Consider the following 14,754-nt stretch of genomic DNA (forward strand, 5'->3'; position numbering starts at 1 on the left):
GTCGACACCTGTGCATCACCTTCTACGGATGAGCGAGAAGAGACAAAACCGCAGGTTAGACCAGCCTTTCCTTGCTGGCGGGCCAGGAATTCCAGGCGTAGTTTCAGAGTTGTCAAAAAATAGAAGTAGTCCAATCAGTCATTCTGGGGGACCGGTATGTCCATCATCGAGACCGAAGCGTCACTGCACGAGGCGCACCGGGACAACCACACCCACCGGGATGTGAACGGCGGCTGGCTGCGCCCGGCCGTGTTCGGTGCGATGGACGGGCTCGTGTCCAATCTCGCCCTGATGACGGGTGTCGCCGGCGGGTCCGTCTCCCATCGGACGATCGTCATCACCGGGCTTGCCGGCCTCGCTGCCGGTGCCTTCTCCATGGCCGCCGGCGAGTACACCTCCGTCGCCTCGCAGCGTGAACTCGTCGAAGCCGAACTCGATGTCGAGCGCCGGGAGCTGAGAAAGCACCCGAAGGACGAGGAGCGCGAGCTCGCCGCGCTGTACGAGACACGCGGCGTCGAGCCCGAGCTGGCGCGGCAGGTCGCCCGGCAACTCTCGCGCGACCCCGAGCAGGCCCTCGAAATCCACGCGCGCGAGGAGCTGGGCATAGACCCCGGCGACCTGCCCTCCCCGGGCGTCGCCGCCGTGTCGAGCTTCGGCTCCTTCGCCCTGGGCGCGCTGCTCCCCGTACTCCCGTATCTGCTGGGTGCGACCGCCCTGTGGCCCGCGCTGCTGCTCGCGCTGATCGGGCTCTTCACCTGCGGCGCGATCGTGGCCCGTGTGACGGCGCGAACCTGGTGGTACAGCGGAATTCGGCAGCTCGCCCTCGGAGCCGCCGCGGCGGGTGTGACGTACGCCCTGGGCAGTCTGCTGGGTACCGCCGTAGGATGATGTGACGAGCGACTATGCAAGGGACTGCATAAGTAGTCGTTACTCGACGGTTTCGATCCCTTAACCACCGGGCATGAGCCGTAAGCGCTGTGGGCAATGAGGCCTGCACCGCATCGGTGTGGCCGGCGACGTTGCCTGTCGCGCTCCGGGTCTACGGGCATTGATCTGTCCGCTTAGGTCCCCTTAACTCCACCGCTGAGCGCGGTACCCCCGCCGTGACCCCGCGGTGTCCGCATGTTGGAACGACGTATTCAGTTTCCGAGAATCGCTCCATCATGTAACCTGCACGAAATTTTGCACCCCCAGCAGAGGGCCAACGTCGTCCCTCGGCACATTGCATATGCCACGACGACGACGGGAGAGCCGATGCGTACGCCGCGCCAGCCGTCCCAGCACTCCACGAATGGCCAGAACTGGTCCTTCATGGATGCTCGCCCTGCTGCGCAGGGTATGTACGACCCCCGCAACGAGCACGACGCCTGTGGCGTCGGCTTCGTGGCCACCCTCACCGGCGAGGCGAGCCACGCGCTGGTCGAGCAGGCGCTCACGGTTCTGCGCAATCTGGAGCACCGCGGTGCGACCGGTGCCGAGCCCGACTCGGGCGACGGCGCGGGCATCCTGTCCCAGGTCCCGGACGCCTTCCTCCGTGAGGTGGCCGACTTCGAGCTGCCCGCGGCCGGCGCGTACGCGGTCGGTATCGCCTTCCTGCCCGGGGACGGCACCGAGGACCGCGTCTCGCAGATCGAGACGATCGCCGCCGACGAGGGCCTCACCGTCCTCGGCTGGCGCGAGGTCCCGGTCGCTCCCGATCTCCTCGGCGCCACCGCCCGCTCGACGATGCCCGTCTTCCGTCAGATCTTCGTGACCGACGGCGTCAGCGAGGGCATCGACCTCGACCGCAAGGCGTTCGTGCTGCGCAAGCGCGCCGAGCGCGAGGCGGACGTGTACTTCCCGTCCCTCTCCGCCCGCACCATCGTCTACAAGGGCATGCTGACCACCGGCCAGCTCGAGCCCTTCTTCCCGGACCTGTCCGACCGCCGCTTCGCCTCCGCGATCGCGCTCGTGCACTCCCGGTTCTCCACCAACACCTTCCCGAGCTGGCCGCTCGCCCACCCGTACCGCTTCGTCGCGCACAACGGCGAGATCAACACGGTCAAGGGCAACCGGAACTGGATGCGGGCGCGCGAGTCGCAGCTCGTCTCGGACCTGTTCGGGAGCGACAAGCTGGACCGGGTCTTCCCGGTCTGCACGCCCGACGCCTCCGACTCCGCCTCCTTCGACGAGGTCCTGGAGCTGCTCCACCTCGGCGGCCGCTCCCTCCCGCACTCCGTGCTGATGATGATCCCGGAGGCGTGGGAGAACCACGACTCCATGGACCCGGCCCGCCGCGCCTTCTACCAGTTCCACGCCACGATGATGGAGCCCTGGGACGGCCCGGCCTGTGTCACCTTCACCGACGGCACCCAGGTCGGCGCGGTCCTCGACCGCAACGGTCTGCGCCCCGGCCGCTACTGGGTCACCGACGAGGGCCTCGTCGTCCTCGGCTCCGAGGTCGGCGTCCTCGACATCGACCCCGCGAAGGTCGTCCGCAAGGGCCGCCTGCAGCCCGGCAAGATGTTCCTCGTCGACACCGTCGAGCACCGCATCATCGAGGACGACGAGATCAAGGCGGGCCTCGCCGCCGAGAAGCCGTACGCCGAGTGGCTGGAAGCCGGCGAGATCGAGCTCTCCGACCTCCCCGAGCGCGAGCACATCGTGCACACCCACGCCTCGGTCACCCGCCGCCAGCAGACCTTCGGCTACACCGAGGAAGAGCTGCGCATCATCCTCGCGCCGATGGCCAAGAGCGGCGGCGAGCCCCTCGGCTCCATGGGCACGGACTCGCCGATCGCGGCCCTCTCGCAACGTCCCCGGCTGCTCTTCGACTACTTCACCCAGCTGTTCGCGCAGGTCACCAACCCGCCGCTGGACGCCATCCGCGAGGAGCTCGTCACCTCGCTGCGCTCCTCGCTGGGCCCGCAGGGCAACCTCCTCGAGCCGACCGCCGCGTCGTGTCGTAGCGTCACGCTGCCCTTCCCGGTGATCGACAACGACGAGCTGGCCAAGCTCATCCACATCAACGCCGACGGCGACATGCCTGGCATGAAGGCCGCCACGCTGTCCGGCCTGTACCGGGTCTCCGGTGGAGGCGACTCCCTCGCCGCGCGGATCGAGGAGATCTGCACCGAGGCCGACGCCGCCATCGACAACGGCGCCCGTCTGATCGTCCTGTCGGACCGCCACTCCGACGCCGAGCACGCGCCGATCCCGTCGCTGCTGCTCACCGCGGCCGTCCACCACCACCTCATCCGCACCAAGCAGCGCACCCAGGTGGGCCTGCTGGTCGAGGCGGGCGACGTCCGCGAGGTCCACCACGTGGCCCTCCTCATCGGCTTCGGCGCTGCCGCGGTCAACCCGTACCTGGCGATGGAGTCGGTCGAGGACCTGGTCCGCGCCGGCACCTTCCTGCAGGGCATCGAGTCCGAGCAGGCCATCCGCAACCTGATCTACGCGCTCGGCAAGGGCGTCCTCAAGGTCATGTCCAAGATGGGCATCTCGACCGTCGCCTCCTACCGTGGCGCGCAGGTCTTCGAGGCCGTCGGTCTCGACACGGCCTTCGTCGAGAAGTACTTCAACGGCACGGCGACGAAGATCGGCGGCGCCGACCTCGACATCATCGCCAAGGAGGTCGCGGCCCGGCACGCGAAGGCGTACCCGGCCTCCGGCATCGCGCCCGCGCACCGCGCCCTGGACATAGGCGGCGAGTACCAGTGGCGCCGTGAGGGCGAACCGCACCTGTTCGACCCGGAGACGGTCTTCCGCCTCCAGCACTCGACGCGCACCGCCCGCTACGACATCTTCAAGAAGTACACGGACCGGGTGAACGAGCAGTCCGAGCGGCTCATGACGCTCCGTGGGCTCTTCGGCTTCAAGTCGGACCGTCCCTCGATCTCCATCGACGAGGTCGAGCCCGCTTCCGAGATCGTCAAGCGCTTCTCCACCGGCGCCATGTCGTACGGCTCCATCTCCAAGGAGGCGCACGAGACCCTCGCCATCGCCATGAACCAGCTGGGCGGCAAGTCCAACACCGGTGAGGGCGGCGAGGACGCGGACCGGCTCTACGACCCCGCGCGCCGTTCGTCCATCAAGCAGGTCGCCTCCGGCCGCTTCGGTGTGACGTCCGAGTACCTGGTCAACGCCGACGACATCCAGATCAAGATGGCGCAGGGTGCCAAGCCCGGCGAGGGCGGCCAGCTGCCCGGCCACAAGGTGTACCCCTGGGTCGCCAAGACCCGGCACAGCACCCCGGGCGTGGGCCTCATCTCCCCGCCCCCGCACCACGACATCTACTCCATCGAGGACCTGGCTCAGCTGATCCACGACCTCAAGAACGCCAACCCGCAGGCCCGCATCCACGTGAAGCTGGTCTCCGAGGTCGGCGTCGGCACGGTCGCCGCGGGTGTCTCCAAGGCCCACGCGGACGTCGTACTGATCTCCGGTCACGACGGTGGTACGGGTGCCTCCCCGCTCACTTCGCTGAAGCACGCGGGCGGTCCCTGGGAGCTCGGCCTCGCCGAGACCCAGCAGACCCTGCTGCTCAACGGCCTGCGCGACCGCATCGTCGTGCAGACCGACGGCCAGCTGAAGACCGGCCGTGACGTCGTCATCGCCGCGCTGCTCGGCGCCGAGGAGTTCGGTTTCGCGACCGCGCCGCTCGTCGTCTCCGGCTGCGTCATGATGCGCGTCTGCCACCTGGACACCTGCCCGGTCGGCATCGCCACGCAGAACCCGGTGCTGCGCGAACGGTTCGCCGGCAAGTCCGAGTACGTCGTGAACTTCTTCAAGTTCATCGCCGAAGAGGTCCGCGAGATCCTCGCCGAGCTGGGCTTCCGCACCATCGAGGAGGCCGTCGGCCACGCCGAGCACCTCGACGTGGAGCGGGCCGTCGGCCACTGGAAGGCGCAGGGCCTGGACCTGTCCCCGCTCTTCCACGTGCCCGAGCTGCCCGAGGGCGCCGCCCTCCACCAGGTCATCGAGCAGGACCACGGCCTGGAGAAGGCGCTCGACAACGAGCTGATCAAGCTCGCCGCCGACGCGCTGTCCGCCGACTCCCAGGCCGACGCCCAGCCGGTCCGCGCCCAGGTCGCGATCCGCAACATCAACCGCACGGTCGGCACCATGCTCGGCCACGAGGTGACGAAGAAGTTCGGTGGCGCGGGCCTGCCCGACGACACCATCGACATCACCTTCACCGGCTCCGCGGGCCAGTCCTTCGGCGCCTTCCTGCCGCGCGGTGTCACGCTGCGCCTGGAGGGCGACGCCAACGACTACGTCGGCAAGGGCCTCTCCGGCGGCCGGGTGATCGTCCGTCCCGACCGGGGCGCCGACCACCTCGCCGAGTTCTCGACGATCGCGGGCAACACCATCGCGTACGGCGCGACGGGCGGCGAGCTCTTCCTGCGCGGCCGCACCGGCGAGCGCTTCTGCGTCCGCAACTCCGGCGCGACGGTCGTGTCCGAGGGCGTCGGCGACCACGGCTGCGAGTACATGACCGGCGGCCACGCGGTCGTGCTCGGCGAGACGGGCCGCAACTTCGCGGCCGGTATGTCGGGCGGTATCGCCTACGTGATCGACCTGAACCGCGACAACATCAACGTCGCGAGCGCCGGTGCCGTCGAGGAGCTCGACAGCACCGACAAGCAGTGGCTGCACGACGTGGTGCGCCGCCACCAGGAGGAGACCGGCTCCACCGTCGCCGAGAAGCTGCTGGCCGAGTGGGACACCGCGGTGGACCGCTTCAGCAAGATCATCCCCAGCACGTACAAGGCAGTGCTCGCCGCCAAGGACGCCGCCGAGCGAGCCGGACTCACCGAGTCCGAGATCACCGAGAAGATGATGGAGGCGGCGACCAATGGCTGATCCCAAGGGCTTTTTGAACCATGGCCGCGAGGTCGCCAGGACCCGTCCGGTGGGTGAGCGCGTCAGGGACTGGAACGAGGTCTACGTTCCCGGCTCGCTGCTCCCGATCATCTCCAAGCAGGCCTCGCGCTGCATGGACTGCGGTATCCCGTTCTGTCACAACGGCTGTCCGCTGGGGAACCTGATCCCCGAGTGGAACGACTACGCGTACCGCGAGGACTGGACCGCCGCGTCCGAGCGCCTGCACGCCACGAACAACTTCCCGGAGTTCACGGGCCGACTGTGCCCCGCCCCGTGCGAGTCCGCGTGTGTGCTCGGCATCAACCAGCCCGCCGTGACCATCAAGAACGTCGAGGTCTCGATCATCGACAAGGCGTGGGACAACGGTGACGTCGCCGCGCAGATCCCCGAGCGCCTGAGCGGCAAGACGGTCGCGGTCATCGGCTCGGGCCCGGCGGGCCTCGCCGCCGCCCAGCAGCTGACCCGGGCGGGCCACACGGTCGCCGTGTACGAGCGCGCCGACCGCATCGGCGGCCTGCTGCGCTACGGCATCCCCGAGTTCAAGATGGAGAAGCGGCACATCAACCGGCGCATCGAGCAGATGCGCGCGGAGGGCACCCGCTTCCGTACGGGCATCGAGATCGGCCGCGACCTCAAGGCGACGGACCTGCGCAAGCGGTACGACGCCGTGGTCATCGCCGCCGGTGCGACGACCGCGCGTGACCTCCCGGCCCCCGGCCGCGAGCTCAAGGGCATCCACCAGGCCATGGAGTACCTGCCGCTGGCCAACAAGGTGCAGGAGGGCGACTTCGTGGCGCCCCCGCTCACGGCCGAGGGCAAGCACGTCGTGGTGATCGGCGGCGGCGACACGGGCGCGGACTGCGTGGGCACGGCCCACCGTCAGGGCGCGGCCTCGGTCACGCAGCTGGAGATCATGCCGCAGCCCGGCGAGGAGCGGAACCCGGGCCAGCCCTGGCCGACGTTCCCGATGCTCTACAAGGTCACCTCCGCGCACGAGGAGGGCGGCGAGCGGGTCTACTCCGTCTCGACCACTCACTTCGAGGGCGACGAGGACGGCAACGTCCAGTGGCTGCACCTCGTCGAGGTCGAGTTCGTCGACGGCAAGCTGAACCAGAAGCCGGGCACGGAGCGCAAGATCCCCGCCCAGCTGGTGACGCTGGCGATGGGCTTCACGGGCACCGACGTCGAGAACGGACTGGTCTCCCAGTTCGGCCTGGAGCTCGACGCGCGCGGCAACATCGCCCGCGACGCCGACTTCGCGACCAATGTCCCCGGTGTGTATGTCGCCGGTGACGCGGGCCGCGGCCAGTCCCTCATCGTCTGGGCCATCGCGGAGGGCCGCTCGGCCGCCCGCGGGGTCGACCGCTTCCTCACCGGTGAGAGCGACCTGCCGGCCCCCATCCGCCCCACGGACCGTTCCCTGATGGTCTGACCCTCGTTAATAGACGTCCCGTACAACGGCGTACGGAAACGAACGCGGCGCCTGCCTTGTCCCCGACCGGACGGTGGTGGGCGCCGTGGTGCGTCTGCCTCCGGCGGTTGCGCGGGGGGATCGCCTGAAGGGCTCGTCCTCGAACGCCGGACGGGCTGGAGCGGCCGGCCGGGCTGAGAAGTGGGCTGGTGGGTTACGGGAGTTTGTATGTGTCGCCGTAGACCTTCCATTCCAGGGGGGTGTCCAGGTTGAAGTTGCCTTCGCGGAGGAACTTGCGCTGGGCTGTGTCGATGCGGGTTGTGTCGCGGTGGGCGTTCTTGGACTTCATGGCGTGGCGGCGGATGTCGAGGAAGAGGTCGAGGTAGGACCTCTCAGAGCCGCCCTCGGCGGGGGTGTCGGCCCCGGCCAGGGCGCGTTCGCGCAGGTCGTGGAAGCTGCCCGGGCTGTTGCCGGGGCCATGCATGATCATCGCGTCGTAGTAGACGAACTGGCCCAGCGTGCCGAGGCCGTCATGTTCGGCGAGGCGGACCGCGGGGTCGAAGTAGACGCGGTCGCGTTCGGCGTCCTGGGTCTTACGGAAGGCGGCGACGGAGGCCTCCTCGCGCCAGGCTGTCGTCAAACCGTCGAGGCCCTGGTGGGAGTCCGTGCCGTCGACCTCGCGCAGCGCGGGGAGATAGCGGGCGAGGCCGTTGTCCGGGTGGTCGGCGGTGTAGCGCTCGACCAGGACGAGCAGATCGTGGGTGCCGGTGCAGAAGCCGATGAGCCCCGCCGTGTAGCCCTGACCGTCGCCGATGTCCTCGATATAGGCGTACGCGCTGCGCCACTCCAGCGTGGAGTTCTCGGCGCTCGACACGATCCGCTGGGCCAACTCCTTCTTGGCCGGGGCGGCGAGGCCGGGCGGCGGGGCCTGCTGCGACACGGTCTCCTCGGCCTTGGCGTCGGCCTGGGCGTCTGCCGTGTCCGCGGGCTCGGGCAGGGCGAAGTAGGCCGCCGCCGCGGCGAGGAGAGGGACGGTGGCCAACAGCAGACGACCGGCTCGCTTCATGGCGCACAGAGTAGGCGCGGTGGCCGTAACGGCGTCCCGTTCTTCGGTTCGGCCGCCGTCCCCCTCACCGAAAGCACCGAAAGCACCAACAGCGCCAACACCGACAACGGCACCAAACAGTGCCGCGCAGGCCACCGCCTGCACCGGCGTCCGGTGGTGACGTAATCTCGGCATTCCCGTCACAGCTCACCGCACCGAAGGGAGCCCGTATGCCCGGGATCAGCCTCAGCAAGGTGGAGGAGACCGCGCCCGCGCTGGTCAGTCTGTACAAGAGCGCCGGTGTATCCCTCACCAAGCACGGGCTGAGCGGGCAGCGGGCCGCGGTGTATCTGGTGGTCGACCACTCCGGGTCGATGAAGCCGTATTACAAGGACGGCAGCGTGCAGGCGCTCGCCGACCGGGTGCTCGGACTGTCGGCGCACCTCGACGACGACGGCACCGTCCCGGTCGTCTTCTTCTCCACGGACATCGACGCGGTCACCGACATCGCGCTCGACAACCACCGAGGCCGTATCGAGCGGATCTTCGCCGGTCTCGGCCACATGGGCAAGACCAGCTACCACCTGGCCATGGACGCCGTCATCGACCACTACCTCGACAGCGACTCCAAGGACCCCGCCCTCGTCGTCTTCCAGACCGACGGTGGACCGATCAACAAGCTCGCCGCCGAACGGTACTTGTGCAAGGCGGCGAAACTGCCCCTGTTCTGGCAGTTCATAGGGTTCGGCGACCCGGACAGCCGGCAGTTCGAATTCCTCCGCAGACTCGACGAGTTGCCGGTGCCGCAGAAGCGGGTCGTCGACAACGCCGGGTTCTTCCACGCCGGTTCGGATCCGCTGAAGGTGTCCGACGACGAGCTGTACGACCGGATCGTGGGCGAGTTCCCACAGTGGCTGGCGGCGGCGCGAGCGAAGGGGATCGTGCAGTGACCGTACGTTTTCTGCCCGCTGCCGAGCGCGTCGCCGTGCCCTGGAAGAACGGCGGCGGTGTCACACGGGAGATCGTCGGCTCGCCCGAGGGCGCGGGCATGGACGACTTCGCGTGGCGGGTGAGCCTGGCCGACGTCGGCGCGGACGGACCGTTCTCCGCGTTCGACGGGGTGGAGCGGATCCTGACCCTCGTCGAGGGCGCGGGGATGGACCTGACGGTGGGCGGGGAGCGGCGGATCGTCGACACCCGGTACGTCCCCCAGAACTTCCCCGGCGATCTGCCGACCGACTGCCGACTGCTCGCCGGGCCGGTGGTGAACCTCAACGTCATGTGGCGCAGGGGCGGCGACACGGCCCCGACCGTCACCCTCGCACCTCCCGGCCGGCCCCTCGCCGTCCCGGCGGGCCCGGCCGTGTTGGTCGTGGCGCTGGACGGGACCGCAGAGGTGGCCGACCTGGCCCTCGAACCGTACGACGCCGCGTTGCTGACCGCAGAGGACGCCGTGCTGCACACGGTGGGCCGTGCCGCCGTCATCGATCTCGCGCCGCGGGGCCGGCACCGCTGAGGACCTCCGCCCTGCACGCGGACGGGCTGCCCCACGCGGTGCGCAGGGCACGGGCCTTGGTCAGCCACAGGGACAGGTCGTACTCCGCGGTGTAGCCGATCGCGCCGTGCAGCTGGAGTGCGGTGCGCGCGGTTGCGTACGCCGCCTCGCAGGCCGTGACCTTGGCGGCGGCCACGTCGGCGGGCGCCATGGTCAGCGCCGCCCCGAAGAGCAGCGGGCGCGCGAACTCCAGCGCGATCTTCGCGTCGGCGAGCTGGTGCTTGACGGCCTGGAACGAACCGACGGGGACACCGAACTGCGTGCGCCGCTTCACATGGGCGACGGTCCGGTCGAGGAGGGCGAGGCCGACCCCGAGGGCCTGGGCGGCGGTGGCGAGGCGGGCCCAGGTGAGGGCGTGGGCGGCCGCGACGGCCAGGTGCGGGCCGCAGGCCAGGAGTTCGCCGCCGGATTCCGGTCGGGCCAGCCGCCGGGCCCGGTCCAGGGACGCGCGCACCGGGCCGTGGCCGGGGGCCAGGTGCAGGGCGTCGCCGTCCACGGTGAGGAGCACCGCCGCCGCGTCCGCGTCCAGCGCGTACGAGCCCGCCCGGGCGAGCGTGGCGACACTCCCGCCCGAGGCCAACGGCGGGAGCAGGCGCTCGGCCGGACCCGACTTGCCCAGCTCGGTCAGCAGGGCCGCCGCCGTCACCGTCTCCACCAGGGGCCCCGGGACCGCGTGCCGACCCAACTCGACGAAGGCCACGGCCAGTTCCACGGGAAGCGGGCCGACCCCCTCGTACGCCTCCGGTATCGCCAGCGCGAAGACGCCCGCGTCGGCGAGGCGGGACCACAGGGCGAGGCCGGGGCTGTGGTCGCCGGTGCCCCACGCGCGGACGACCGCGGGCGGGTCGGCCGCGGTCAGCATCGCGTCCAGTGAGCGGGCGAAGGCGTGCTGTTCGGCGTCGAGGAGGAAGCGCATCAGCGGCGGCCCTTCGGGAGACCGAGCAGACGCTCGGCGATGATGTCGCGCTGGATCTCGTTGGTGCCGGCGTAGATCGGGCCGGCGAGGGAGAAGACGTACCCCTCGCACCAGTCGGTGTCCGCCGACTCGCCCTCCGGGCCGAGGAGGTCGAGTGCCGTCTCGTGCAGCGCGATGTCGTACTCGGACCAGAAGACCTTGTTCACGCTGGCCTCCGCGCCGATGCTCTCGCCGTCGAGGAAGCGGGAGGCATGGGCGTACGCGAAGAGCTGGTAGGCGCGGGCGCCGATCACCGCGTCGGCCACCTGGTCGCGCAGTGCCGTGTCCGAGGGGTCCGGGTGGGAGTGCCAGAGGGCCACCAGCCGGTCGGCGGCGGCGAGGAAGCGGCCCGGTGTGCGGAGCGTCAGACCGCGTTCGTCGGCGGCCGTCGACATGGCGATCCGCCAGCCCTCGCCGGGCTCGCCGATCACGTCCTCGTCGGGGACGAAGACCTCGTCCAGGAAGAGTTCGGCGAACGCCGGCTTTCCGTCGAGGCGCCCGATGGGGCGGACGGTGACGCCGGGCGCGCGCAGGTCGAACATCAGGTAGGTCAGGCCCTGATGGGGTTGGGGGGTGTGCGGCTCGCTGCGGAACAGGCCGAACGCCCGATCCGCGAACGCGGCCCGTGACGACCACGTCTTCTGCCCGCTCAAGCGCCAGCCCCCGTCCGTGCGCACCGCACGGGAAGTGAGCGAGGCGAGGTCGGAACCGGCCTCCGGTTCGGACCACGCCTGCGCCCAGACGACCTCGCCGGTGGCCATGGAGGGGAGGATTCGGGCGCGCTGCTCCGGTGTGCCGTGGTCGAAGAGTGTGGGGGCGAGGAGGCTGATGCCGTTCTGGCCGACCCGGCCCGGGGCGTGCGCCGCGTAGTACTCCTCCTCGAAGACCAGCCGGCGCACGATGTCCGCGTCCCGGCCGCCGTACTTGGTCGGCCAGGACACCACCGACCAGCGGTCCGCGGCCAGTTCGGCCTCCCACGCGCGGTGCGCCGCGAAGCCCTCCTCGGTCTCCAGGGAGGGGAGCGGCTCCGGCGGCACATGCGCGGTGAGCCAGGCCCGGGCCTCGGCGCGGAACGCCTCGTCGGCGGGGGAGTGCGTGAGGTCCATCGGCGGCACCCTTCGGCGACAACCTTCCCTAACAAGTGTTTGGTAGGTTAGCGTGGAGGCATGAGCGACGTCGAGAGTCCGGCGTACGTCCCCGGGCACGGGCTGCTGAAGGGGCGTACCGCCGTGATCACCGCCGCGGCCGGCGCCGGAATCGGCGGAGCCACAGCGCGCAGGTTCCTCGAAGAGGGCGCCCGCGTGCTGATCAGCGACGCGCACGCGCGGCGGCTGAAGGAAAGCGCCGAGGCCCTGGCGGGCGAGTTCGGCGCCGCGCGTATCGCCTCACTGCCTTGCGATGTCACCGACGAGGAGCAGGTCCAAGCCCTCTTCGACACGGCTCTGGAGCTGCACGGAGGCCTGGACGTCGTCGTCAACAACGCGGGCCTCGGCGGCACTTCGGCCCTCGTCGACATGACCGACGAGCAATGGTCGAAAGTGCTCGACGTGACGCTGAACGGCACGTTCCGGTGCACCCGGGCCGCCCTGCGGCGACTCAAGGAGCGGGGCGGCGGCGGGGTCGTGGTGAACAACGCCTCCGTCGTCGGCTGGCGCGCCCAGGCCGGACAGGCCCACTACGCCGCCGCGAAGGCCGGGGTGATGGCACTCACCCGCTGCGCCGCCGTCGAGGCAGCCGCGTACGGGGTGCGGGTCAACGCCGTCTCGCCGAGCCTCGCCATGCACCCGCACCTCGTGAAGGTGACCACGCCCGAACTGCTCGAGGAGCTGACGGCACGCGAGGCCTTCGGGCGGTACGCCGAGCCCTGGGAGGTGGCCAACGTGATCGTGTTCCTGGCGTCCGGCTACTCCTCGTACATGACGGGCGAAGTCGTCTCCGTCAGCAGCCGGCACCCCTGAGGCCGGTGCAGACCACAATGGAACCGTGCCTACCAAGAAGAAGCCCCAGGTGACCGCCACCCCGGAGCGGCGCCGTGAACTCCTCGGCACCGCCGCCGAGGTCTTCGCCGAGCAGGGCTACAACGCCACCACCGTACGGAAGATCGCCGACCGAGCGGGCATGCTCGCGGGCAGCCTCTACTACCACTTCGACTCCAAGGAATCGATGCTGGAGGAGATCCTGCGGACCTTCCTCGACGAGCTCTGGGACGGCTACGACACCGTCCTGGACGCCGAACTCGGCCCCCGCGAAACCCTGGAGGCCCTGGTCACCGAGTCCTTCCGGGAGATCGACCGGCACCGCGACGCCGTCGCCATCTACCAGAAGGAGTCCCGGCACCTCGCCGCACAGCAGCGCTTCGCGTTCCTCGCCGAGTCGCAGCGCAACTTCGAGAAGGCGTGGCTGAGCACGCTGGAGCGCGGCGTGGCCGCGCAGGTCTTCCGGGCCGACCTCGACATCCGCCTCACCTACCGGTTCGTGCGCGACACCGTGTGGGTCGCCGCGTCCTGGTACCGGCCCGGCGGACAGCACAGCCCGGAGGAGATCGCCCGGCAGTACCTGACGATGGTGCTGGACGGGATCTCCGTACGCGAATAACCCCATGTCCGCGTGTCCCTGAGGGAGTTGTCATGGCCGAGGCCTACATCGTCGAAGCGGTCCGTACGCCCGTCGGGCGGCGCGGGGGAGGCCTGAGCGGTGTCCACCCGGCCGACCTCGGCGCGCATGTCCTGGGCGCCCTGGTCGAGCGGTCCGGCGTGGACCCGGCCGCCGTCGAGGACGTCGTCTTCGGCTGCCTGGACACCGTGGGGCCGCAGGCCGGGGACATCGCCCGCACCTGCTGGCTGGCGGCCGGGCTCCCCGAGGAGGTGCCGGGTGTCACCGTCGACCGGCAGTGCGGGTCCTCCCAGCAGGCCGTGCACTTCGCGGCCCAGGGCGTCCTGTCCGGCACCCAGGACCTGGTCGTCGCGGGCGGCGTCCAGAACATGAGCCTGATACCCATCGCCTTCGCCTCCCGCCGGGCCGCCGAACCCCTCGGCCTCACCGAGGGCCCCTTCGCCGGCAGCGAGGGCTGGCGGGCCCGCTACGGCGACCGGCCCGTCAACCAGTTCCACGGCGCGGAACTGATCGCCGCCAAGTGGGGCATCAGCCGCCAGGACCAGGAGGAGTTCGCCCTCCGCTCCCACCAGCGGGCGATCCGCGCCATCGACGAGGGCCGCTTCACCCGCGAGACGGTCGCGTACGGGCAGGTCACGGTCGACGAGGGCCCGCGCCGGGACACCTCAGTCGAAAAGATGGCGGGCCTGAAGCCGGTCGTCGAGGGCGGCACCATCACCGCCGCCTGCTCCTCCCAGGTCTCCGACGGCGCCGCCGCGATGCTGCTGGCCTCCGAGCGGGCGGTACGGGAACACCGGCTGACCCCGCGTGCCCGCGTCCACCACCTCTCCGTACGCGGCGAGGACCCCATCCGCATGCTCTCGGCGCCCATCCCGGCCACCGCGTACGCCCTGAAGAAGACCGGCATGTCCCTCGCCGACATCGACCTCGTCGAGATCAACGAAGCCTTCGCCCCGGTCGTCCTCGCCTGGCTCAAGGAGACCGGCGCCGACCCCGACAAGGTCAACGTCAACGGCGGCGCGATCGCCCTCGGCCACCCGCTCGGCGCCACCGGTGTGAAGCTGATGACGACACTCCTCCACGAACTGGAGCGCACGGGCGGCCGGTTCGGCCTCCAGACCATGTGCGAGGGCGGCGGTCAGGCGAATGTGACGATCATCGAGCGGCTCTGACGGCTCTCCCACCGCGCCCTGCTCGCAGCATCGCCCTGCTGGGAACCGGTGCTCTAGGTGTTCTGTCTCGGGAGGTTGTGGACGGGTGAGCCAGGTCTCGGCTGAGGGATCTTGAACAGGTGAGGGCCTTCCGGT

At 70.2% G+C, this 14,754-nt stretch carries 11 protein-coding genes; 8 read left to right on the forward strand and 3 right to left on the reverse strand.

Annotated elements, in window-relative coordinates; all coding sequences use genetic code 11:
• Positions 1-156: 156 nt before the first annotated feature.
• The 3 genes from ACX28W_RS08930 (at position 157) to ACX28W_RS08940 (ending at position 7,300) form a co-directional block, all read left to right on the forward strand.
• Complete coding sequence (locus ACX28W_RS08930) at positions 157-888, forward strand: VIT1/CCC1 transporter family protein (RefSeq protein WP_458998208.1); 732 nt, start codon at positions 157-159, stop codon at positions 886-888.
• A 366-nt stretch (positions 889-1,254) separates the two neighbouring features.
• Complete coding sequence (gene gltB / locus ACX28W_RS08935; RefSeq protein ID WP_458998209.1) at positions 1,255-5,847, forward strand: glutamate synthase large subunit; 4,593 nt, start codon at positions 1,255-1,257, stop codon at positions 5,845-5,847.
• Positions 5,840-7,300, forward strand: a complete 1,461-nt coding sequence (locus tag ACX28W_RS08940) for a glutamate synthase subunit beta (protein WP_458998210.1) — start codon at positions 5,840-5,842, stop codon at positions 7,298-7,300. The genes gltB and ACX28W_RS08940 overlap by 8 nt, the downstream gene beginning before the upstream one ends.
• A gap of 193 nt (positions 7,301-7,493) precedes the next feature.
• On the opposite strand, the gene ACX28W_RS08945 is transcribed toward ACX28W_RS08940, so the two are convergent.
• Positions 7,494-8,345 (reverse strand): chitosanase, encoded by an 852-nt coding sequence (locus ACX28W_RS08945; RefSeq protein WP_458998211.1) that lies wholly within the window; start codon positions 8,343-8,345, stop codon positions 7,494-7,496.
• 209 nt (positions 8,346-8,554) lie between these two features.
• Here ACX28W_RS08945 and ACX28W_RS08950 point away from each other — a divergent pair, with 209 nt between their 5' ends.
• Together ACX28W_RS08950 and ACX28W_RS08955 are read left to right on the forward strand one after the other, a co-directional pair.
• Positions 8,555-9,274, forward strand: coding sequence for a vWA domain-containing protein (locus ACX28W_RS08950; protein WP_458998212.1), 720 nt, complete (start codon positions 8,555-8,557; stop codon positions 9,272-9,274).
• Positions 9,271-9,840 (forward strand): HutD/Ves family protein, encoded by a 570-nt coding sequence (locus ACX28W_RS08955; RefSeq protein WP_458998213.1) that lies wholly within the window; start codon positions 9,271-9,273, stop codon positions 9,838-9,840. Before ACX28W_RS08950 ends, ACX28W_RS08955 begins: the two co-directional genes overlap by 4 nt.
• Here ACX28W_RS08955 and ACX28W_RS08960 read toward each other — a convergent pair.
• A complete protein-coding gene (locus tag ACX28W_RS08960) occupies positions 9,806-10,795 on the reverse strand; it encodes an acyl-CoA dehydrogenase family protein (protein WP_458998214.1) in 990 nt (329 codons plus the stop codon). The two genes, ACX28W_RS08955 and ACX28W_RS08960, sit on opposite strands and share 35 nt — an antisense overlap.
• Entirely contained in the window at positions 10,795-11,940 is a 1,146-nt protein-coding gene (locus ACX28W_RS08965) for an acyl-CoA dehydrogenase family protein (RefSeq protein ID WP_458998215.1), read from the reverse strand. Before ACX28W_RS08965 ends, ACX28W_RS08960 begins: the two co-directional genes overlap by 1 nt.
• 60 nt (positions 11,941-12,000) lie before the next feature.
• On the opposite strand from ACX28W_RS08965, the gene ACX28W_RS08970 reads away from it, so the two are divergent.
• From ACX28W_RS08970 to ACX28W_RS08980, 3 genes are read left to right on the forward strand one after another with little or no spacing between them, the layout of a single operon-like run.
• Positions 12,001-12,792, forward strand: a complete 792-nt coding sequence (locus ACX28W_RS08970) for an SDR family oxidoreductase (protein ID WP_458998216.1) — start codon at positions 12,001-12,003, stop codon at positions 12,790-12,792.
• 25 nt (positions 12,793-12,817) lie between these two features.
• Positions 12,818-13,429, forward strand: coding sequence for a TetR/AcrR family transcriptional regulator (locus ACX28W_RS08975; RefSeq protein WP_458998217.1), 612 nt, complete (start codon positions 12,818-12,820; stop codon positions 13,427-13,429).
• 32 nt (positions 13,430-13,461) lie between these two features.
• On the forward strand, positions 13,462-14,619 hold the full coding sequence (locus tag ACX28W_RS08980) for an acetyl-CoA C-acetyltransferase (protein WP_458998218.1): 1,158 nt from the start codon (positions 13,462-13,464) through the stop codon (positions 14,617-14,619).
• The last annotated feature ends 135 nt before the right edge of the window (positions 14,620-14,754 follow it).

The organism is Streptomyces sp. SD15 (assembly GCF_054462255.1).